Source organism: Pirellulales bacterium (assembly GCA_036267355.1).
Taxonomy (GTDB): domain Bacteria; phylum Planctomycetota; class Planctomycetia; order Pirellulales; family DATAWG01; genus DATAWG01.
The window spans coordinates 51,450-73,310 of sequence record DATAWG010000036.1 but is presented as its reverse complement, the minus strand read 5'-3'; the positions used below and the strand labels follow the sequence as shown (position 1 = coordinate 73,310).

14 protein-coding genes and 1 tRNA gene are annotated in these 21,861 nt (G+C 61.5%); 8 read left to right on the top strand and 7 right to left on the bottom strand.

Features of this window, described 5'->3' with window-relative positions:
* Positions 1–426: 426 nt before the first annotated feature.
* Positions 427–1,803, top strand: a complete 1,377-nt coding sequence (locus VHX65_06050) for a DUF1598 domain-containing protein (protein ID HEX3998093.1) — start codon at positions 427–429, stop codon at positions 1,801–1,803.
* A gap of 235 nt (positions 1,804–2,038) precedes the next feature.
* On the opposite strand, the gene VHX65_06045 is transcribed toward VHX65_06050, so the two are convergent.
* From VHX65_06045 to VHX65_06035, 3 genes are all read right to left on the bottom strand, one after another.
* A tRNA-Gly gene (locus tag VHX65_06045) sits at positions 2,039–2,111 on the bottom strand.
* 250 nt (positions 2,112–2,361) lie between these two features.
* Positions 2,362–2,919 (bottom strand): orotate phosphoribosyltransferase, encoded by a 558-nt coding sequence (gene pyrE, locus VHX65_06040; GenBank protein HEX3998092.1) that lies wholly within the window; start codon positions 2,917–2,919, stop codon positions 2,362–2,364.
* A 460-nt stretch (positions 2,920–3,379) separates the two neighbouring features.
* Positions 3,380–4,603: a LysM peptidoglycan-binding domain-containing protein gene (locus VHX65_06035; protein ID HEX3998091.1), complete on the bottom strand. Its 1,224-nt coding sequence runs from the start codon at positions 4,601–4,603 to the stop codon at positions 3,380–3,382.
* 326 nt (positions 4,604–4,929) lie between these two features.
* On the opposite strand from VHX65_06035, the gene VHX65_06030 reads away from it, so the two are divergent.
* From VHX65_06030 to VHX65_06010, 5 genes are all read left to right on the top strand, one after another.
* On the top strand, positions 4,930–5,400 hold the full coding sequence (locus tag VHX65_06030; GenBank protein ID HEX3998090.1) for a response regulator: 471 nt from the start codon (positions 4,930–4,932) through the stop codon (positions 5,398–5,400).
* 46 nt (positions 5,401–5,446) lie between these two features.
* Positions 5,447–7,099, top strand: a complete 1,653-nt coding sequence (locus VHX65_06025; protein HEX3998089.1) for a PQQ-binding-like beta-propeller repeat protein — start codon at positions 5,447–5,449, stop codon at positions 7,097–7,099.
* A 353-nt stretch (positions 7,100–7,452) separates the two neighbouring features.
* Positions 7,453–8,484, top strand: coding sequence for a ThuA domain-containing protein (locus VHX65_06020; GenBank protein ID HEX3998088.1), 1,032 nt, complete (start codon positions 7,453–7,455; stop codon positions 8,482–8,484).
* Between the two features lie 27 nt (positions 8,485–8,511).
* The gene (locus VHX65_06015; GenBank protein HEX3998087.1) at positions 8,512–11,016 is read left to right on the top strand and encodes a ComEC/Rec2 family competence protein; all 2,505 of its coding nucleotides are present in this window, start codon (positions 8,512–8,514) and stop codon (positions 11,014–11,016) included.
* A gap of 212 nt (positions 11,017–11,228) precedes the next feature.
* Positions 11,229–12,434: a 2,3-bisphosphoglycerate-independent phosphoglycerate mutase gene (locus tag VHX65_06010; GenBank protein HEX3998086.1), complete on the top strand. Its 1,206-nt coding sequence runs from the start codon at positions 11,229–11,231 to the stop codon at positions 12,432–12,434.
* Positions 12,435–12,694: 260 nt separating this feature from the next.
* On the opposite strand, the gene VHX65_06005 is transcribed toward VHX65_06010, so the two are convergent.
* The 3 genes from VHX65_06005 to VHX65_05995 form a co-directional block, all read right to left on the bottom strand.
* Positions 12,695–13,723: a ThuA domain-containing protein gene (locus VHX65_06005; protein ID HEX3998085.1), complete on the bottom strand. Its 1,029-nt coding sequence runs from the start codon at positions 13,721–13,723 to the stop codon at positions 12,695–12,697.
* 75 nt (positions 13,724–13,798) lie between these two features.
* Complete coding sequence (locus VHX65_06000; GenBank protein HEX3998084.1) at positions 13,799–14,818, bottom strand: DUF1080 domain-containing protein; 1,020 nt, start codon at positions 14,816–14,818, stop codon at positions 13,799–13,801.
* 113 nt (positions 14,819–14,931) lie between these two features.
* Complete coding sequence (locus tag VHX65_05995; GenBank protein ID HEX3998083.1) at positions 14,932–15,840, bottom strand: ThuA domain-containing protein; 909 nt, start codon at positions 15,838–15,840, stop codon at positions 14,932–14,934.
* Between the two features lie 395 nt (positions 15,841–16,235).
* Here VHX65_05995 and VHX65_05990 point away from each other — a divergent pair, with 395 nt between their 5' ends.
* Positions 16,236–17,303 (top strand): glycosyltransferase family 2 protein, encoded by a 1,068-nt coding sequence (locus VHX65_05990; GenBank protein HEX3998082.1) that lies wholly within the window; start codon positions 16,236–16,238, stop codon positions 17,301–17,303.
* Positions 17,304–17,919: 616 nt separating this feature from the next.
* The gene (locus VHX65_05985; GenBank protein HEX3998081.1) at positions 17,920–19,482 is read left to right on the top strand and encodes a hypothetical protein; all 1,563 of its coding nucleotides are present in this window, start codon (positions 17,920–17,922) and stop codon (positions 19,480–19,482) included.
* 196 nt (positions 19,483–19,678) lie between these two features.
* On the opposite strand, the gene VHX65_05980 is transcribed toward VHX65_05985, so the two are convergent.
* Complete coding sequence (locus VHX65_05980; protein ID HEX3998080.1) at positions 19,679–21,373, bottom strand: tetratricopeptide repeat protein; 1,695 nt, start codon at positions 21,371–21,373, stop codon at positions 19,679–19,681.
* Between the last annotated feature and the right edge of the window lie 488 nt (positions 21,374–21,861).

Here is a 21,861-nt window from a genome sequence, read left to right as displayed (position 1 = left end):
CTGTCACTTACGACGATTGGATTCGTTCGCTCAATATCGCGGCAGGGCTGCCCGAAATCGAGCATTGAGCCGGCTGCCTAATTCTTAGGCAACGCGGTTTTTACCATTTGCCAAAGTGTCTACTTTGGCCCGTCGATCCCGCGTTCCGGAAATCCGCTAGCAGAGTTGAGAGCTGTTTTTCAGGCGCGCTGCGGCTGGTGTTTCTAAACCCAGGCTGCGCCGCTATTTCCTTGCGTGGGATCGACCGAGCAATTAGGATATTTGAAGGGATTTTCAAGCCCTCTTCTCTTTTTCAATTTCAAAATGGGCGTTTTCTCGCGTTGCGGCGTGATCGGCTGGCCAGCGCGTCACCACGCTGGCGACAGCCGTTTTTCAAACTACGTGTGATCGATCCAGATCCCAGGAACTTCGAGACGAGGAGTTGCCATGTGTGGTTACAAAACGAGTCGGACCCGGCTGAATGCGGCGATTCGCGCCTTGGCACTGGTTTCAGTGGCGGCGCTTGCGGTCGGCCAAAGCCGCGTTGCCCATGCGCAGGTCGTGCAACAGGCGATCGGCGGCGTGTGGATCAATGTCAACGGCGTGTTGCAGGATGTCGAGCCGGGCTTCCGCCCCGAACTGCGGGCGCTTCGGCTCAAGGCCCTCGGCCAAATGCCCGGCGACATGAATCAGCGGACCGAGCTGCGCATGGTTTCGCTGAGCCGACTGCAAGAAGCGATTGCCGCATGCCAGAAGGCCGGCACGCCGCTACCCAATGAAATCCGTTACTTGGCCGGCTTGCAACGCGTGCGCTATGTGTTCGTGATGCCCGAACTGCATGACATCGTGTTGGCCGGCCCGGCCGAAGGCTGGACGATCAACGCCGCCGGCGACGTCGTCGGCAGCAACAATGGTCAACCCGTTTTGCAGCTCGACGATCTGCTCGTCGCTTTGCGTTCCGTCGACGCGGCCCGCAATGGCGGCATCACTTGCTCGATCAACCCGCGCGACGAAGGCGTTCGGGCTTTCCGCGAATTCGCCCGCACTCTGAGGGCCGGCGACGATCTGCAAGCCACGATGCGCGAAATCGAACGGCTCTTGGGCCCGCAGAATATCACCGTCGGCGGCGTGCCCGATTCGAGCCGCTTTGCTCATGTGTTGGTCGCGGCCGATTATCAAATGAAGCGGCTCGGCATGCACTTCGACGAGTCGCCGGTGAAGGGTTTGAAGAGCTATTTGGAAATGGTCACTAGCGGCGCTCGACCGACGAACATGATGCCGCGCTGGTGGATGGCCGCCAACTACCAGCCGCTTGCGAAAGATCCGGAAGGCTTGGCCTGGGAACTCCGCGGACAGGGCGTGAAATGCATGGCCGAGGAAGATTTCATCAATTCGACCGGCCAAGCACACGGCACCGGCAAAGCAAATCCGACCGCCCAGAAATGGGCCGACCAGATGACGCTGAAGTTCAACGATCTCTCGGATCACTTCGCGATTTTCCGCGAGCTGCGCAACTGCATGGATCTGGCCGTGGTCGCGTCGCTCATCGAGCGTGAAAACATGGCCGACAAGGCCGACTGCCGCCTGACGCTGTTGATGGACGCCAAGCAATTGCCCATCGCTACCTACAACGTGCCGAAGCACGTCGACAGCAAAGCCACGTTCGTCAAGCGCTCGCGCGACTATATCATCAGCGCTTCCGGCGGCGTGCAGTTCCAACCTTGGGCCATCATCCAAAACCCGAAGGAAGACGCCGGCAACTCCGCCGCCCGCGGCGAAGCAATCGCGACCGCCAAGAAATCAACCGCTTGGTGGTGGAACTGATTCGCGGCCAGGTTTTTTTGGCCGAACCAAATAAATTTGCAATATCTTGAAACCCAGGGAACCCGTTCCCTGGGTTTTTTCGTAGCCCGAGCCGAATTCAACCGGCCTGACCTTCTGCAATGAAATGCATAACGAGCAAACAAGCGCTCGATTCGTGGCTGCGACTGCCGAATTAGCCTGTCGCAATCCCTTGCGATTTCATGCCTGAAGATATTGCCTTACACGGTTGCAGAAGAGCGGGCGAAGGGACTCGAACCCTCGACATCCAGCTTGGGAAGCTAGCGCTCTACCAACTGAGCTACGCCCGCAAATTGATATAGCCTGATACGGTTTTTGGCAATCGTATCAGGCTTCTGTCGTGCTTCGTATCGGCCCTGTACGAACCGATTTTAGCCAGCCGCATGGCAGAAAACTAGAGCCCGAGCGGACCTGCATAGCCCTGCGCTCGTACCAATAGTGGACGCGGCCCCCGTCCACTTTTCCTCCAGGGCCGTATGAGCCGTCTGGCGCGAAGCAAGCGCTGATTTGAAACTTGGTGGGAGCCATGCCCACTCCTGTTCACTTCGGCGGGTCGATGCCGAAATCGCGGATCGTTAGCAGGCTCGAAAAGGGGTAGCCTCTCGCGGCGAATGCTTGCGCGCCTCCTTCCAGGCGATCGATGATGGCGACGACACAGGTCACCTTCAGCCCGAACTCTTCCACCCGCGCAATCGCGTCGAGCGACGAGCCGCCGGTGGTCACAACGTCTTCGACGATCGCCACGCGCTGGCCCGGTCGCACCGGCCCTTCGACATAGCGATTGGTGCCGTGCCCCTTGGCTTCCTTGCGCACCAGAAAGCCCGACATCTGCTGCCCGCGCACGCCCGCCATCGTGATCACCGCGGCGGTAATTGGATCGGCCCCAATCGCCATCCCGCCGACCGCGTCGGGCAACGGCAATTCGTCGGCCAGAAGATTCAAAATACCGTCGGCGATCAGGCGGGCGCCGAACGAATCGAGCGTCACCTGTTTGCCATCGAGATAGTATGTCGCTTTTTTGCCGGAGGCCAACGTGAAATCGCCGAACTTCAAGGCCCGACTGCGAACCAATTCGATCAATGTCTGTTTGTCGTACACGAGCGTCACTGGGGAGCGAGTGCGTGCGGATCAACGCCAATACTTCGAACGCCGAACGACCAAAGTATACGGATTGTCGAACCGCATGCCACTGGCGAGCCGCATCGGCGATAGCATCGGCGTCTGCGCAGGCCGCCGCCCGGCGAAGACCGAAACAGGGACACGGGATGCCATTGCCGCCAACGGTCGGGTTCAGGAGCCCGCAGCGCTTGCAAAGACGAATCGGTTGATTCCCTTGCTAGCCCGGATTATTCACGGTGCCAGGAATTCGCGACGCGCTGCGCAATGGTGGCCCGAAGTGTTAGCGAGAGTACGCCTCGCGCTGGCTCCCTCGCTGACGCTTTGGGCTGGTGTGGCGGCATGAATAATCGGGCTAGCGCTGCGGGCTCCGCGCGGCTCACACGGTGGGCAAGCCAGCAAGCATATCCGCTTGGGCGGCGGCAAAGCGTGCGGCCGTTTGCTACCGCACGACGACGGTCGAGCCGACCGAGAGAATGTCGAACAGATCTTCCGCGTCGCGTGGATTGAGCATCAATCCGTGCGAATCTTCTCCCCCCGGCCCGGCGGCGCAGAAACCGAACGGCGCATGGAAGTCGATCCAATGGCTGCCCGCATGCGGGTATTTCATGCCGGCCTCGGGCGGAGGAATGTTGCCGTCGAGCGATTTCCAATCGACTTTGAAATCGCCGCTCAACGCCGCCGCGTCTTTTCCGACACCTGCGAGCGTGAACCGGCCGGCAAAGCATTGCTGCACCAGCAACGTCAGATCGCGTTTGTTCATGCTCACCAGCGCCATGAAGGGCCCGCGTATGACCTTGAGCTTTGCTCCCACCGGCGGATGATCCGGATCGGCGATGCCATTGATTTTGGCCAACAATGCCGCCGGCACTTGGTAATTCGCGGCGATCGTTTCCAAACGATCGCCCGGCTGCACTTCGTACGGCGGCAACAGCAGATGTTGGCGGGAATAGACCACCGTGCCAGCCAACCGGCCGAGCAAATCGTTCAGTTGCTTGGTCTCTTCGGGACTGAGCTTCGGGTCGTCGTAGATCGCAGTGAGCTGCTGCAACCCGGCGGCCAGGCGTCCCTCGCGCAAAGTCGCCGTGACACTTTCCATCACGCTGGCAAACGGAGGCGCGACGGCAGGCGAACTCGGCTCGCTAGGGCTATTGGTTACAAGGCCGACTTGCGTCGCCGGAATGCCCGTGCGCGGCGCATCGGAATTTGCAACGGTCGGCGTCGCGGGCTGATAGCCGGTTGGGCTAAGGGGAACGTTGTTGGCCGAAGTTTCAGGGCTGGCCAGCGTGCCGGCGCTCGGCGCCGGCGCCGTGCTTTGCCCGTAGGCGCTCGTAGGCGCGGGATTATTTGGATACGAGCCGCTATTGGCGTAGCCGGTCGGTGGAATCGTCGCCGGGGTTGCGGGGGAATACGTGCCGGAACCGTAGGCCGGCGGCATGCTTGACGACTGGCCGGCCGGCGGTTGGCCATACGAGGGTCGGCCATATCCCGGAGGCACACCCGGGGCGCCGGAATTTACGATCGGCGGGCCCATCGCAGTGTTGGTCGACCATGATCCATCGTTGGCGGGCGATTCGACCGGTGCGCTTTTGTTGAGCACGAGGTTGACGCCGTACAGGATCGCGCCCAGCACGACCATCAGCAGCATCGCCTTGACCCAATTCACGACGGTTCTCCTTCACCAAACGGTTTCGAATGCAACGTTGTTTTGGCGCCGCACCGCGTCGGCATTCGGCCGACCGCCCGATCAAGCCCCATGCAAGCCGCGAAATAGTAGAAAAAACAGCCATTTGCCGCTATGGCAGTTTGGGGGAGAACGCGTCGACCCGCGAAAAATCCGCCGGCCACGGTGAATCCTCCAAATCAAAAACGGTTCAATTCCGTGTGCGGCGCGTTGGCGTTGCACAATCGATCCCTGTTCCTGCCGCGGCGGTTGGCTCCTATAATCAGCGTCGGAGTCGCCCGACGGAACCGCCCCGGAAAGCCCGCTGAATGGCCGCTAGCAAATCGAATTCGAAACGAAAAAGCCGCATCCTCATCGCCGATGATAATCCGCCGAATGTCGAGCTGTTGGAAGCTTTTCTGGCCGGAGTGGATTGCGATATCGCCATCGCTGTCGACGGCCGCGATACGCTCGACAAGGTGGCCAGCTTCCAGCCCGATCTGATTCTTCTGGACGTGATGATGCCGAAACTGAGCGGCTTCGAGGTGTGCAAGAAACTGAAACAAGACTCCGCCACGCGCGCGATCATGATCCTGATGGTCACCGCGCTGAACGAACTGGGCGACATCGAACGGGCGGTCGATTCCGGCACCGACGATTTTCTCAGCAAGCCGGTGAACAAGGTCGAGCTGCTGAAGCGCGTGGAAAACATGCTGCGGCTCCGCCATGTGACCGATGAATTGGAACGCCTTCGCCGCTATATCCAGGGGATGGAAGACGAGCTTGGTCCGAAGGAGTAGGAAATTGGGTGAGGGGTTAGGGAAGAATGGCGCCACTTTGGATCAAATGTCGACCCAATACGCATCGCTGACTGCTGCATCGCCTGCCACCGCAGGCTCCGCCGTGAAGCCGCCACGTGCGCGCCGGCGCTGGCCGCCGATGGGCATTTGGATCTTCATCGGCATCGTGCTGGGCGTGAATCTGTGGACGCATTCGCCGAACTTTTTCGACCACGCCGTCGCGAACATCATCCTGATGGTTTCGACGATTGTTACGGCGGCGGTGCTGCTGCTGTGGTTGGCGATTTTTAGCGCTTATCGGCCAGTGGTGCGCTGGACGCCGCTCGTCGCGACGCTCGTTCTTGGCGGCTTGTGGCTCGCCACGCATCGTGTCGACCATTACACCGGCGAATTGGGATTGGTTTGGACATTGCGCTGGGCAAAACCGCCCGATGAAATGCTCGCCGTCGCCAAAACCAAACCGGCCGTGGCGGTCGCCCTCGATCACACGACCGACAATGATTTCCCGCAGTTTCTCGGACCGACGCGATCGGCCGGCCTCGATCGGCTGTCGCTGGCCCGGGATTGGGCCAAACAGCCCCCCGAGCGGCTCTGGCGGCAACCCATCGGCGCCGGCCATTCCGGATTCGTGGTGGTCAACGGCTTCGCCGTGACGATGGAGCAGCGCGGTGAAGAAGAACTCGTTACTTGCTACGACGCGCTGACCGGTGCCCCCCAATGGTCGCACGGCATTCGCGCCCGGCATGAAACCCCGCTCGGCCGCATCGGCCCCCGCAGCACGCCCACGATCAACGCAGGCCGCGTGTATGCGCTCGGGGCCACGGGTGTTTTCCGCTGTCTCGATGGCGCCAACGGGAAGCTGCTCTGGGCGCACGACATCTTGGCCGAATGCAACACCACGGTCGACGACGATTTGCAGAACGTCTATTGGGGCCGGGCCGCCTCGCCGCTGGTGGTCGATAACCTGGTGATCGTGCCCGGCGGCGGCCCTGGCGGCGGACCATGGATTTCGCTGCTGGCGTTCGACAAAGTAAGCGGCAAGTTGATTTGGGAAGGAGGCAGCGAACAGGTCAGTTACAGTTCCCCCGCCGTCGCCGTGCTGGCTGGAGTGCGGCAAATTCTCATCGTCAACGAATCGAACATCACCGGCCACGACCCGACCACCGGCAATGTCCTCTGGAAATTCCCCTTCCCAGGCAGCAGCAAGCGCAATGCGAACAATTCGCAAGTCGTGCCGGTCGGCGGCGATCGTTTGTTCGTCTCGAAGGGCTACACCGGCGGCGCCCGCATGTTCCACGTCAGCCGCGACGATTCGGGCCATTGGACAGCCGATGAACTTTGGCGCGCCAACAATATCCTCAAGACGAAATTCACCAACGTCGCCGTGTTGCGCGGATTCGCTTTCGGCCTCTCCGACGGCATTCTCGAATGCGCCGAGCTAAGCACCGCCAAGCGGCAGTGGAAGCAGGGCCATTATGGGCACGGCCAGATTCTCCGCGTCGGAGAGCTGTTGCTGATAGAATCGGAAGACGGCGAAATCGCGCTCGTCGAGGCATCGCCCGAGGCCTTCAGCGAGCTTGGCCGCTTCCAGGCATTGGACGGCCAGACGTGGAACACGCTCTGCCTCTGGGGCCGACATCTGCTGGTGCGCAACTCCGAACAGGCCGCCTGCTGGGAACTCCCCCTTGCCGGCCATTAACAAACCCAGCCATACAAGCCCGAAGCGTTAGCGAGGGCCGCCGCTGACAGACGTTCTTTTTTCGAGTTCTGGTTCTATTGCGACGGACGACGCGGGCTGGGCGCTCGTGCAACGAAATGGATGGATCGTCCCGCGGCGGTTCGTTCCTCGCTAACGCTTCGGGCTAGTGTCGCGATATACAAGCCCGAAGCGTTAGCGAGGATGCTATCGGTCGGTTCCCCGCCTGTTGCTTCCGCTGCCGCGCGCTCGTATCCTAGATTCTTCGCGATTTCCTCCCAGCTTCACCCGAGGGGCGGAAGTGGTTCGCGATCGAGCCCAATAGCGATTTTCCACTTCGACAAAGGACGGCATCCATGAGCGGCTGGCGATTCTTGTTTGGGGGCGCGGTTTTGTTCTCGATGGCCTTTTCCGGTCTGGTCGCCGCGCAAGCGCGGGCGGCCGATCCTTGGATCGTGTTCGACGGCAAGGAAGGGCCGGGGCATGGCAAGCAAATCGTGTTGCTCTCGGGAGATGAAGAATATCGATCCGAAGAAGGACTACCGCAGTTGGCGAAGATCCTCGCCGAGCATCACGGCTTTCACTGCACGGTGCTGTTTTCCATCAACCGCACGAACGGCACCATCGATCCGAACGAGCATTCCAACACGCCCGGCCTCGAAATGCTGAAAACGGCCGACCTGCTGATCATGCTCACGCGTTTCCGCAATTATCCTGACGCGAAAATGAAATACGTGGCCGACTATATCGAATCGGGCCGGCCGATTATCGGGCTTCGCACGGCCACGCATGCGTTCGACATTCCGCGCTCGAGCCCGTATGCAAAATACTCGTACAACAGCGGCGTGAAAGGCTGGGATGGCGGTTTCGGCCGGCATGTTCTCGGCGAAACTTGGATCAACCATTGGGGTGGCCACAAAAGCCAGAGCACGCGCGGAATCTTCGCCCCCGGCATGGCCAACCATCCGATTCTTCGCGGCATCAAAGACGGCGAAATTTGGGTGCCGACCGATGTCTACGAAGTCCGCTTGCCGATGCTGTCGGATGTCAAGCCGGTAATTCTCGGAGAAGTTTTGCAAGGGATGAAGCCGACCGATCCGCCGCTGGAAGGGAAGAAAAATAACCCCATGATGCCGATCGCCTGGATCAAGCCCTACACCGGCACCTCGGGCAAGACGGCCCAAAACTTCTGCACGACGATGGGCGCCTCGGTCGACCTGGAAAACGAAGCTCTCCGACGCATGCTCGTCAACGCGGCCTATTGGTGCATGGGCATGAACGTGCCCGAAAAGGCCGATGTCGATTTGGTCGGCCGATATAATCCGAGCTTCTTTGGCTTCGGCGGTTTCAAAAAAGGCGTGAAACCGGAAGATTTGATCGCAAACTAAGATAGATTCGCCCCTGGGGCGACGGCGATGCGTCGTGCATACCAACCGCTGGTCGTCGTGTTTGCAGCGGCATGCGGCGGCATTGTGGTCGATCGTTGGCGCGGGCCAGCGCTTCCGGTTTGGCTCTGGACGGCCGCGGTCGCGTTGATCGTCTGGCGGTTGCTATGGCGGCGGCGCGCACTGCCCGCAGCGTTGGCCCTATTGATGTGCGTGGCCGCGATCGGCGGGGCGTGGCACCATCTTTACTGGCACTTTTTCGCGGCCGACGACATCGGGCTGTTTGCCCGCGAATTGCCCGAGCCGGTGTGCATCGAAGCAATTGTCGCCGGCGGTCCGCGATTCATCCCCGCGCCGCCGTACGATCCGCTGCGCTCGATCAAGAAGCGCGATCAAACGCGGTTCGCCATTCGCGCAGTTGCGATCCGCGATTCGGAGCGATGGCGGAGCGCTTCCGGCATTGCCGACGTCGAGGTGGACGGCCGGCTTGACGATCTCTCGATTCATGCCGGTGACCGGCTGCGAATTTTCGGCCGCATCTCGGCCCCATCTCCGGCCAGCAATCCGGGCGAAATCGACTACGCCGAACTGGCGCGCGGCCGCAGAGATTTGGCCGCGCTCCACGTGAAGGTGCCGGCCTGCATCGCGATCGTCGAGCGAGCGTCGGGCTGGAGCCTTGCGCGGCTGGTCTCGGAAGTGCGGCGGCGCGGCCAAGATCTTCTGCACCGCTACATCTCAAAAACGCAATCCCCGTTGGCCCAAGCCGTGCTTCTCGGCGCGCACGACGATCTCGATCCGAGCCGCGTCGAGCCGTTCATGCTCACCGGCACGATCCACATCATGGTCGTCGCCGGTTTGCACGTCGGCATCCTCGCGTATCTGCTTTTTCTGGCGTTGCGGACGGGTTTCGTGCCGCGGCCGCTCGCGCTGCTGGCCGTCGCTGCGCTGACGGGCCTCTACGCGCTTGTGACCGACGCTCAGCCGCCGGTGGTGCGGGCGATGATCTTGGTTTGGATCGTATGCGGTTCGATGTGGCTCTCCCGGCGCCGCGCGGGGCTGAACTCGCTCGCTTTGGCGGGCTTGGTGGTCGTGGCATTCAATCCGACCGATTTATTCCGCGCCGGAGCGCAATTGTCGTTCCTGGCCGTCGCCGGCTTGATCTTGTTCGCCGATCGCGAACACCGCCGCATGACCACCAATCCGCAAGGCAAGCCGATCGCCTACGATCCCTTGGCGGCACTGATCGAGCGAACGCGGCCTTGGCCGGTGCGCGCGCTGCGCTGGTTTGGCGAAGAGGTGCGGCGCACGACGCTCGCCGGCCTCGTGATTTGGCTGGTGGCGATGCCGCTGGTGATGGCTCGATTCCATTTGCTCGCGCCGGCCGCGATCGTGCTCACGCCGCTTGTGCTTCTGCCAATGACGATCGCGATGGCCGCCGGCTTCGCGGTGTTGCTGGTGGGCTGGGCCGTGCCGCCGCTTGGAGCCGTGTTCGGCTCGGTTTGCGATTGGAATTTGCGGCTCTTGGAATGGATGGTGACCAAAGCGTCGACGCTGCCGGGAAACCACTTTTGGTTGCCCGGTCCGCGCGAATGGTGGCTCGCGGGTTTCTATGTCGGCCTGGCTTGGGTCGGGTTGAACTACGGCCGCATTCTGTCGCATCGCCGCTGGTTGCTTTGGCCGGCGGCGGGATTCGCGGCCTGGTGCGGAGTTGGATTCGCTGCGGCGCGATTCCTGCCGGCCCATTCCGGTGGACTGGATTGCACGTTCGTTTCCGTCGGCCACGGCTGCGCGGTCGTGATGGAGTTGCCCGGCGGCCGCGTGCTTATGTCGGATGCGGGCCGGCTCGGCCAACCGCTCGTGGCCGCTCGCGACATTTCCAACTACCTCTGGTCGCACGGGCAAACGCACATCGATGCCATCGTGATTTCGCACAACGATGTCGACCATTTCAACGCCGTGCCCGAATTGCTCGAGCGTTTCTCGGTCGGCGTGATTTATGTCTCGCCCGTGATGTTCAATCGCGACACCGGAGCGTTGCGGACCTTGCAAGCCGCGGTTCGCCGCACGGGGGTGCCGATGCGCGAAATCGCCGTGGGCGACCGGCTGGCGAGCGGCGACGATTCGCGGATCGAGGTGCTTCATCCGCCGCCCGACGGCATGGGCCAAACTGAAAATGCCGACAGCATACTGCTTTCAATCGTGTGGCACGGCCGGCGATTCTTGATGACCGGCGATCTGGCTCCCCCCGGCACCGAAGCCGTGGTTGCGGAGCCGACGATTCCGTTCGACGTGGCGATGGTGCCGCACCACGGCAGCCCGACCGCGCTACCGGCGATGTTTGCCGCCTGGTGCCGCCCGCATTGGGCCGTGATCAGCGGCGACATTTCGCACGATTCGCGCATCGCCGTGAATGCCTATCAGGCCGCCGGCGCGATCGTGCTCAACACCTCCACCTCCGGCGCCGTGCATTTCGGCATGGGGCCCGTCGGCGACACGATCCACGTCGATTGCTACCGCCGCGGCGACCGTTGGTAACGCCCCCGAGCCCGCAGTGCTGGCAAGGGTGTTCGTCCCGATCGCTCCCGAGCCCGCAACGCAAGCAAGGGTATTCATCCCGACCCCCTTGCTTGCGCTGCGGGCTCCGGGACATCCCATTCCGCCCCCGTGACGGGCCGGCTTGCAATTCGTAAACTAACGGCCGACGAAATCATTCCGGCCGAGCAAGACCCCAATGGGAGCCAGCTGCGATGGACATGCACCACCTGACCCGCGAGTTGAAGCAAGCGGCGGATTCGAAGATCGTGCTCTTGGTGGCCGACGGGCTCGGCGGATTGCCGCTCGAGCCGGGCGGCATGACCGAACTGGAAACCGCCCGTACTCCGAATCTCGACGCGCTGGCCGCCCGCGGCACGCTCGGCTTGAGCATTCCCGTCAAACCCGGCATCACGCCCGGCAGCGGGCCCGGCCATCTCGGCCTGTTCGGCTATGATCCGTTGGAATATGTTATCGGCCGCGGCGCCCTCGAGGCCACCGGCATCGGCTTCGAGCTCACGCCGCGCGATGTCGCCATCCGCGGCAATTTCTGCACGCTCGATTCGGCCGGCAATATCAGCGACCGCCGCGCCGGCCGCATTCCCAGCGAGGAAAGCCGGGCCCTCGCCATCCGGCTGCGCGAAGCGAAGCTGCCGGGAATCGAAGTGTTCGTCGAACCGGTCAAAGAACATCGCTTCGTGGTCGTGCTGCGCGGCGACGGACTGAAGGGCGACGTATACGACACCGATCCGCAGATCACCGGAGTTCCGCCGCTGGAGCCGAAGGCCCACGATCCGGCGAGTCAGCGCACGGCCGAGATGGCCGCCAAATTCGTCGCCGAAGCCCGGCGTATTCTGGCGGGCGAAAAAAAGGCCAACGGCGTCACGCTCCGCGGCTTCTCGGCCAAGCCGAACTTGCCGAGCTACGAAGAAGTGTATGGCCTGCGGGCCGCGGCGATTGCCGTGTATCCGATGTATAAGGGCCTGGCCCGATTGGTCGGCATGAAAATCGTCGGCCAAGCGCAAACGCTCGCCGAACAGGTGGCCGTGTTGCAACAGCATTGGAATGATTTCGATTTTTTCTTCCTCCATTTCAAATACACCGATTCGACCGGCGAAGACGGTGCCTTCGAAAACAAAGTGAAGCGGATCGAGGAACTCGACGCCGCGATGCCAGGGATCACGGGTCTGAAGCCGGCGGTGCTGATCGTCACCGGCGACCACAGCACGCCGAGCTATTTGAAGAGCCACAGTTGGCACCCGGTGCCGACGCTCTTGGTGTCCGACTGCTGCCGCTGCGATCCGGGCAAGAAATTCGGCGAAAGCGAAGCCCTGCACGGCGGCCTCGGCCAATTTGAGGCCAAGTATTTGATGCTATTGGCGCTGGCGAACGCAGGCCGGCTGGCGAAATACGGCGCTTAAGGACGAAGCAGACTCACGCGGAGACGCGGCGGGCGCGGAGAGAAAAGAGAAGAGGATGGCCGGGCAATTTTAGGTCGATCGAGAATGCAATCCGAACTCGCGGCGCCGCACTGGCAGACTGCGCTTGCCAGTGGCACACCCTGCGGCGCGGCACTGGCAGACTGCGCTTGCCAGTGGCACACCTTCTGCCCTAATGCGTCTCCTCGTCCCCCGCGTCTCCGCGTGAGCAATGCTTCGTCGCTTCGTCGTAGCGGCCGGACCTACGGCTTCGCACCCAGCCAGCGGACGGCGTTTTCGATGATCTTCAATACCGTCGGGTTTTTGTAGATCGGATAGATCTCGTGGCCGGGGCGGAAATAGAACACACGCCCCCGCCCGACTTGCCACACGCTGCCGCTGCGAAACCATTCGCCGGGCTCAAAGTGCTCTTCGAACACCACCGCATCGGGCTGGGGCACATGAAACGGCTCGTTGTACATCTCCGTTTGCGGCAACACGAATTCATGCGGAATGCCCTGCGCAATCGGATGCTGGGGCAGCAGCGTCACGATGTGGCTCGGCTTGCCGTCGGCCCGGTAGGAAGGAAAGATGCAGTTCGGCAACCGTAGCGTCGCTTCGACCGGCTGATCCGGCTTCTTGCGGTAGTGTACGCTTGGCGTCAGCAGGTCGTCGGGCGAGGGCACCTTGTTGAGCACGGCCGGAATCGTCGTGAGCCGGGCGGTCGCACGTTGCTCGGGCGGCAGATTGGCCATGGCGTCGGTCTTGGCCCGTTCGGCCATCGCTTCCACGAACGGCGTCGACCAGTGGGCCGAGTGCAGCGCGATCAGCGAGAGCTTGCCGGCCTTGATTCGCTCGACGATTTCGCGGCCTTTTTCCGGCTTCACTTCGCGATTGCGCTTGTGGCCCCACCAGATCAGCACATCGCAATTGTCGAGCACGTCGGCCGTCAGCCCTTGCTCGGGATCGTCGAGCCGGGCCGTGCGAACGGCGATGCCCGGCAGCGATTTCAAATGCGACGCAATTTGATTGCCGAGAAAATTCTCGTAGGCTTGCTTTTGCTCCGGCTGCTGCTCGTCCCAAATCAGCACGCGAATACTGCGCTGCGGCGGTGAATCCGCCGCACGAACAAGCGAAGCGCAAGCCGACGCGCCGGCGACGGCCGCCAGCAACAGAACAATTATGTGGCGAATTCGCGCAAACATCATGGTGTAGCTCAATGCGATGCGGTCGTAGCCGATGCCTTCCTTACTCGCGGCGCGGCACTGGCAGACTGCGCTTGCCAGTAACACACCTTCTGCCCTAATGCGTCTCCTCGTCGCCGCGTCCCCCGCGCCTCCGCGCGAGCAATGCCCGCCGCTACGTCGTTATTTCTTCTCGACGAGCCAGATATTCCGATACAGCACGGGATTGCCATGGTCTTGCAAATAGAGCGGGCCATGGTTCGTTTTCTCGTTGCCGATCGGAGCGGCGGTCGTCGGATGCGGGATTTCGACGTTGTCGATCGTGAGCACTCCATTGTGCCGCACGGTGATGCGGGCGTTCGCCGTTTTCTTGCCGGCGGAGTCGATCTTGGCGGCGGTGAAATCGATGTCGTAGGTTTGCCAATTTAGCGGCGGAAAACTCATGTTCACTCGCGTGTTGGCGATTTTGTAGATCGCGCCGCAATCGTCGTTTTCGCCCGGCAACCCGAATGAATCGAGCACCTGCACCTCATACCGGCTCTGCTGATACACGCCGCTATTGCTGCGGCCTTGGCCGCGAGCGTCGGGCATGAACGAGCATTCGAATTCGAGGTGCAGTTTGTAATCGGTGAACTCTTGCTTGCTCGTTACGCCCCAATTCAGCAGATCGCCGTCGACCAGGCGGCCGTTCTTCCACGCGGCGGCACTCGTGCCGTCGAACAACACGACCGCATCGGCGAGCGGCTTTTCGCCGAGCGTGGGGCTTTTGCGTTCGACCTTTTTCAATTCGCCGAGCGGATCGCCGTTGCTCTTGGTCATCGTCATCGCGCCGTCTTTGATCGTGGCGGTGAACATCTTGCCCGACGGCGTGTGCTTGCCGGTGAGCTTGGTGACGCCGTCGGCGGTTTTGCCGTGGGCGATGTCGGAAGCGTCGCCGCGGTTCCATCCGGCGCCGGGCAAGCCGCCGGCGAAAAACGTGGCGTTGAATTCGCCTTTGCCGAGGGCAACGACTTGCGCGCCGACTTTTTCCGGCCCATTCACGCCATTGGCCTCACCGACATATTCCCCCTGCACTCGGAAGTCCGGCCCCGCTTTCGCCGGATCGGTAATCGCGACGCCGGCCGAAGCCCGCCGTCCCATGAAACCGACCGCAGCAATCAAACACAGAATCGCAGCTAGATGGCGAACAGTTCGAACATGCATGAAATTTCTCTCGGATTGAACTTGATCTTGATCGAGCATTGCGGAAAACGCTTCCAACTTCGTCTCGTCTTTTTATTCGCGTGTTTCGTGGTTAAACCGTCTTCGTCTTGGCGTCACTTCGCCTTTGCGGCCGGCGGAGTCCACTTGCTGACTTTGTCGGGGCCGGGAAAATCCGCGGGCACTTTTTGCGTCACGTTGCCCGTCGCGGCCCATTCCGCACCGCGGTCGAGCGTGACGACGAAGCCGACATCTTCCATCGACTCGACGCTATGGCCGAGCGTGGTGTGAAACACGCGCCCCTTGCCGTAGGAAATCGCCATCAGCATCGGTTCGTTTTCATGCGTCGTGTCGGATTTCGCCGTGGCCAGGATCGTCACATCCTCGGCCGGTCCGCAAAGCGTCGAATAAAGTTCGTCGGGAGCGTGCAACCATTTCTCGGGCAACCCGCGCATGATGGGGTGGTTGGGATCGCGCGTTTCGACGAGGAATGAAAAATAGCGGCCGTGTTGGCCGTGGCCCCCCTTGGCGTCTTTCACTTCCTTGCCGTCGCGCCAGCGGACCATCGGGCCGAACTTGTCGTTTCGGCCGCCCCAACCGCCGACGCCGATCATGCGGTTGTATTCCTTCCAATCGGGAAACGAATTGTCGGCCGCATGCACGCTGACGAATCCGCCGCCGCCCGAGACATAATCTTCGAAGGCCTTCTTGGTGTCGGCCGGCCAATCGGCGCCGTTATAGTTCGACACCACGACGCCATACTTCGCGAAATCGGGCTTGAAACCGTCAAGCTTCTGTCCGTTCGGCGGGCTGGTCGCCACATCGACCGTAAACCGCCCGCAGCTTTCGAGGGCCGCTTTGAGCACGGGCGTGGTGTGCTTCCAATCGTGGTTGTTCTGCCCATCGACGATCAGGGCGGCAATTTTGCCGGACGGCTCCGCGCCGGCGGCCGCGGCCGGGCGCGATGCGTCGATGGAAATCATCAAGGAAAGGGGCACGACGATGGCGACGAAAAGTCGGCGCATGGCGGAAACTCCAGGAGGGGGCGTAGCGAAGCGGGTGGGACTGGGAGGCAGGAACACCACTTATAACCCCGCCCATTGCCGCTCGCAAGTCGCAGCCGCGCGGCGAAGTGTTACGAAATCCTGGCAAGTGAATTGCCGCGGATGGGGCGCCGCTGCCGGCGTTTCCGGGGCAAGCCGGCAGTGGGCCCCGCACGGGGCCAGAACCGCAATTCCAGAAAAAAAACTTGGCCCACGCGGAGCGCGCTGACCGTCGAATTCCGCCCCGCCATGATCTAAGATGAGAGGTTCATCTTCCAGCGCTTGCCCCACCACCGCTTGCCAATTGCCGCATCGCCAATTGCCTCACCGCCGCTTGCCGCCCCTTGACCCCCGGCCCCTGACCCTGCTCCCCGCCCATGCTCTCCATTGTCGTGCCGCTGTGTAACGAAGATGAAAGCCTCGCCACGCTTTACGCCGAATTGGCGGAAATGGCCGCACGGCAGAGCTACGACCTCGAGATCCTGTTCATCGACGACGGTTCGACCGATCGATCGTGGCAAGAGATTCACAAGTTGGCCGAGCGTGATCCGCGCGTGCGCGGAATTCGCTTTCGCCGCAATTTCGGCAAGGCGGCGGCGCTCAGTGCCGGCTTTGCGGCGGCGCGCGGCGAACAGGTCGTCACGATCGATGCCGACCTGCAAGACGACCCACGCGAGATTCCGCAACTGCTGGCCGTCATGAACGAGGGATACGACGTCGTCAGCGGTTGGAAAAAGAAACGGCACGATCCATGGCACAAAGTGTTTCCCTCGCGCGTGTTCAACGGCATGGTCAGTTGGCTGACGGGTGTGCGGTTGCACGACCACAACTGCGGGCTGAAGGCCTATCGCCGCGAAGTGTTCGGGGAAGTGCGGCTCTACGGCGAATTGCACCGCTTCGTGCCGGTGCTCGCCCATGCGCGGGGATTCAAAGTGGGCGAGGCAGTGGTGCAGCACCGGCCGCGGCGATACGGCCATTCGAAATATGGCGTGCGGCGGTTCATGAAAGGATTTTTGGACCTCCTCACCGTCAAGTTTCTCACCGGCTTCAGCCAACGGCCGCAACATTTCCTCGGCGCGATCGGCCTGCTATGCTGGTTGCTCGGCGGGGCCGGCCTGGTCTACCTGGGCGGCTATTGGATCGTGGAAGAGCTGCAGCATGTGGATCCCAAAATTCACGAACGCGCGCTATTGCTCTATTCGCTCGGGGCGATGGTGTTCGGGGCCCAACTGATGTCGATCGGGTTTTTGGCCGAACTCATCATCGCCTACCAAGGCCGCGACGCGGAAACATATTCGATTTCCGAGCTGGTGGGCCAAGTGCCGCCGCAAACACCAGCGGCTTCCATTGCCACGCCGCCGCCGACTCAGCACCACACCTCCAACACAACGATCCCTTCGTCAGAAACGACGGCCCCCGCTCCGTTTGCGGCAACCGAAAAATAACTTCCTCCGGCAGTTTACCCTCGCTTGCGCTTCGGGCTTGTGTGCTTCCTCGCTTACGCTTCGGGTTTGTATGCTTCCTCGCTTACGCTTCGGGCTTGTATGCTTGCTCGCTTACGCTTCGGGCTTGTGTGCGTGAACCGTTGTAGCCCGAGGCGTTAGCCCAGATTATTTATGGTGCCAGGAGTTCGCGATACGCCGCGAAATAATAGCCCGAAGCGTTAGCGAGGATATGCCTCGGTGGCTTCCTCGCTTACGCTTCGGGTTTGTATGCTTCCTCGCTTACGCTTCGGGCTTGTGTGCGTGAAACATTGTAGTTCGACGCGTTAGCCCAGATTATTTATGGTGCCAGGAGTTCGCGATACGCCGCGAAATAGTAGCCCGAAGCGTTAGCGAGGATATGCCTCGGTGGCTTCCTCGCTTACGCTTCGGGCTTGTGTGCTTCCTCGCTTACGCTTCGGGTTTGTGTGCTTCCTCGCTTACGCTTCGGGTTTGTGTGCTTCCTCGCTTGCGCTTCGGGCTTGTGTGGCACCATGAATAAGCGGGGTTAGCGAAGTGCGCGACCAACCGCGCCGTCAATCAATCAATCAACCGTCCGCCGTCCCGTCTCGAACTGTCGATGACCGATCCTCGCCGCAACATCGCACGCCCGCTCGATTCCCCGGCCGCTCCCCGCGCTCTTGATCCGCAGGCGGCGCTGCGCCGCGGCATCTATGGAATATTGATCGCGCTCTCGATCGGGGCGATGATCGGACGAATTTTTGCGGTCAATTCGGTCGACAAGATCGGGCAAGAAAACGAGATCGTTGGCCGGGCGGTCGCTCAACGCATCGCCGACGCGAAGGCCGCCGGACATCCGCCCGACGCCGCCGAATTGCAAAAGTGGCAACAGGAAGCCCGAGCCAAAAGCGTCTTGCAGCGGCCGTTTCTGAGCGCCAACGACCGCAGCCGCTGGGACACGATCCGCGCCTTGGTCGAACACGGCACCTACGCCATCGACGACATTGTCTCGCAGCCGAGTTGGGACACGATCGACATGGTCGAGCACCCGGGCCGCGACGGCAAGCCGCATCTCTATTCCAGCAAGCCGCCGCTCCTGGCTACGCTTTTGGCGGGCGAATATTGGCTGATCTATCACATCAGCGGCGCATCGCTCGGCCAGCATCCCTATGAAATCGGCCGGGCCATGTTGATCACGATCAACGTCGTTCCGCTGTGGATTTTGTTTTGGCTGTTGTCGCGGTTGATCGAGCGTTGGGGGCGCACCGATTGGGGGCGGATCTATGTGATGGCGGCCGCGGTGCTGGGAACATTTCTGACCACGTTCGCGGTCGTGCTCAATAACCACGTCACCGCCGCCGTCACGACCATGGTCGCCATCTATGCCGCCATGCGGATTTGGTACGGCGGGCGGCGCGAGCTACGCTATTTCATTCTGGCCGGCCTATTTGCCGCGCTCACGGCGACTGACGAATTGCCGGCGCTGTCGCTGTTTGGGCTGCTCTCGCTGGCGCTCGTGTGGAAGGCGCCGCGGCAAACGCTCGTCGGATATGTTCCGGCGGCACTGGTGGTCGCGGCGGCTTTTTTCGGCACCAACTATATCGCCCACGACAGCCTGCGGCCCCCTTACATGCACCGCAGCGCGACCAATCCGGCCGACAATTGGTACGACTTTCAATACATGCGCAAAAGTGACGGTCGCGTGATCGACAGTTATTGGAAGAACCCCGCCGGCATCGACAAGGGGCAGCCGTCAGTGCCGTGGTATGCCTTCAACGTGCTCATCGGGCATCACGGCATCTTTTCGCTCACGCCCGTGTGGCTGCTGGCGCTCCCGGGCATTTGGCTCTTGGGGCGGCGCTACGGGCTGCGCGATTTGGCGCTGTTGATCGGAGTCGTGTCGGTGGTGTGCGTGACGTTTTATATTTGTTTCGTCAGGCCCTTGGATCGCAACTACGGCGGCATGACGAGCGGCTTCCGCTGGGTGTTTTGGTTTGCGCCGCTATGGCTGCTGGCCGTGCTGCCGGCAGCCGACTGGCTTTCGGCACAGCGCTGGCGCCGCGGCCTCGGCTATGTTCTGCTGGCGATCTCCGTCGTCTCGGCCAGCTACCCGATCTGGAATCCGTGGACCTATCCCTGGCTGACGAACTTCTTCCTCCACATGGGCTGGGAGAAGTTTTGAATTCGGGAACCGCGCAAAGCGAAGGATTCCTGACCCGATTGGGTCATCGAAATTCTGGCGAGTCGGGGGCCGCTCTGGCCGAGCGGCACGCGGCAGCGTGAACTCCAACTGCGCGCCGGCCTCGCGCCGCTTGGCGGCCGGTGTTTCGCGGCCGGTGTTTCGCGGCCAGTGGCTCGCGGCCAGTGTGGCAAAAGGGCTATTTTGTTTGCGTGTCGGCGGCCGGCGCTTCGGGCTTTTGGGCGGTGTTTGCGTCCGCGTTCGCCGGGGCCTTGCCCTCTTTTAGCTTGGCGTTTTCAGCGTCTTCATCGTGCTGTTCGCGCCACGGCTTCTTGTTCTTGTAGCTGTTGAGCTCCTGTTCGAGCTCTTCCTTATCCTTCGGATCGCCGACTTCCACCGCTTTCGTCGACCATTTGATGGCCGTGTCGAAATCGCCCGTCTCGGCATAGGCCGCGGCGAGCGTGCTGAGAATATAGGCTTCTTTGTATTCGCTCGCTTCGGCGGCCTGCTTGGCCAGTTCGACCGCGCGCTTGCCATCGCGAAGCTTTGCGTCGGGCGACGTGCAAAGCACCCAGGCGAAATTGTTCTGCAATTCCGAATCGTCGGGCTTGAGCTTGAGCGCCTGCTCGTAGTCGTGGATCGCTTCGGCATGTTTGCCGAGGTTGAGATAGGCGCTGCCGCGTTCGGCGTAGGTGGTTTCGTTTTTGCTATCGGCCGCCAAGGCGATGTTGAACTTCTCGATCGCTTTATGCGATTGCTTGTCGGCCATGTAGAACAGCCCGAGCTGCAAGTTCAGTTCCGGATTGTTCGGCGCGATCTTGGTCAGCTCTTCGAGGTCTTTGATGGCGTCGCCATATTTCTTTTCCTTGGCGAAAAGAGCGGCGCGAAGCTCGAGGGCCTCGACGTCGCCGGGCCGATTCTTGAGCGCGGAATCGATATCCTCTTTGGCGTGCTTCAGGTCGCCCGATTCTTGATAGACACGGGCCCGAGTAAGCAGAGCCCAGAGGTTGTCGGGCTCGAGTTGCAAGGCGGTGTTGAGGTCTTCGATGGCCCCCTTGTTGTCTTTCAATTCGGCGCGAATCCTTGCCCGCTGCACGTACGGATCCGCCGAGCCCGGTTCCAAGCGAATCGCCTGATCGAAGCTGTGCATGGCCTCGTCGTTGCGCTTCAGTTCGAACAATAGCGCGCCGCGCGCGATGTGCAACTGCGGCCGCTTGGCCTGGGTGCCGATTTTCAGTAGTGTGTCGACATCCGCTAGGGCCGCTTCATATTTCTTCGCATCGCCGAGGAAAACAGCTCGGCTCCAAAGGGCATCGGGATCCGAAGGCGTGAGCTTGATGGCCGCGTCGTAGTCGGCTTCCTTCTTTTTCGCGTCGGCCTCGAGATTGCCGCGGATCACGAGGGCCGCGGCCTGAAGATTGGCATCGTCTTTGGTCAATTCAACGGCCTTTTCCGCGGCCTTGAGGGCCCGATCGTGGTCGCCGCCGCGAATTTGCTGCAATTTGGCGATCATCAGATCGGCCGCACCCGCCTTCGGATCTTTGCCGATCACTTTTTCCAGGTCCGCGAGCGCCGCCGCTCTAGCTTTGACCACCAGCGGGTCGCCTTCGGCGCTATGTTCGGTGACGTATTGCGTGAAGATGGTCGCCCGCTGCATGAGCGTGCTGGTGTAGAGATCGTCGGCGAACTGGGTGTTGGAAGTGTCGAGCCCCTTTTTCATCGCGGTTTCGCAGAGCGCGATCACGTCGCTTAGATCTTCGATCGAGATGGCCGAAAGCTTCTTTTCGGTGGCTTTATCGAGATCGGCTTGGCCGTCGTTGCCGGCGGCAAAGGCTCGAGGGGAGAACGAACCAATCGCCGCAATCATCAAACTCAGCGTCAGCAAGCGTTTCATAGCGCTGCCCTCCGGCAGAAAGAGTTTCCTAAAGCGTGTATTATGACAAATCCGGCAGGACGACGCCATGCGAGTATTGATGGGTGCGGGCAGCCTAGGGCGGAGCCGCGTGAGCGGCGTAGCCCCGGGCACGCAGTCAACGCCTCGTCCGGCCCTAAAGCGGCCGTTCCGAAATTCGCGTTGTCCTATTGAACGGCCCCGTCAGGGCCGACGGGCCATGCGCGGCCATTGACCCAGGCCTCCACCGCTCGCGCGGCTCCGGCCTGGGCCGGTAGAATCGGCCTTTCAGGCCGACGCGTTTCAGGCCGACGCGTTTCAGGCCGACGCGTTTGATGGTGCCCCGAGTGGATATTGTGGGTAATTCTAAGTCAGGGCAGTGGGGGCCGTGGGCCTGGCACCCCTATTTTTGGATGCGATGGATGCTCCGCCGAAAGCCGATGCTCCGCCGAAAGCCGAGAAGCTCGATCGCCGCCGGGTTATGTAGTCGA

Excerpts from the sequence above, each read along its gene's own strand:
- VHX65_05995 (HEX3998083.1), bottom strand. The coding sequence starts at position 15,840 with ATGCGCCGACTTTTCGTCGCCATCGTCGTGCCCCTTTCCTTGATGATT.
- VHX65_05990 (HEX3998082.1), top strand. The coding sequence starts at position 16,236 with ATGCTCTCCATTGTCGTGCCGCTGTGTAACGAAGATGAAAGCCTCGCC.
- VHX65_06020 (HEX3998088.1), top strand. The coding sequence starts at position 7,453 with ATGAGCGGCTGGCGATTCTTGTTTGGGGGCGCGGTTTTGTTCTCGATG.
- VHX65_06015 (HEX3998087.1), top strand. The coding sequence starts at position 8,512 with ATGCGTCGTGCATACCAACCGCTGGTCGTCGTGTTTGCAGCGGCATGC.
- VHX65_06030 (HEX3998090.1), top strand. The coding sequence starts at position 4,930 with ATGGCCGCTAGCAAATCGAATTCGAAACGAAAAAGCCGCATCCTCATC.
- VHX65_05980 (HEX3998080.1), bottom strand. The coding sequence starts at position 21,373 with ATGAAACGCTTGCTGACGCTGAGTTTGATGATTGCGGCGATTGGTTCG.
- VHX65_06010 (HEX3998086.1), top strand. The coding sequence starts at position 11,229 with ATGGACATGCACCACCTGACCCGCGAGTTGAAGCAAGCGGCGGATTCG.
- VHX65_06000 (HEX3998084.1), bottom strand. The coding sequence starts at position 14,818 with ATGCATGTTCGAACTGTTCGCCATCTAGCTGCGATTCTGTGTTTGATT.
- VHX65_05985 (HEX3998081.1), top strand. The coding sequence starts at position 17,920 with ATGACCGATCCTCGCCGCAACATCGCACGCCCGCTCGATTCCCCGGCC.
- VHX65_06025 (HEX3998089.1), top strand. The coding sequence starts at position 5,447 with ATGTCGACCCAATACGCATCGCTGACTGCTGCATCGCCTGCCACCGCA.
- VHX65_06050 (HEX3998093.1), top strand. The coding sequence starts at position 427 with ATGTGTGGTTACAAAACGAGTCGGACCCGGCTGAATGCGGCGATTCGC.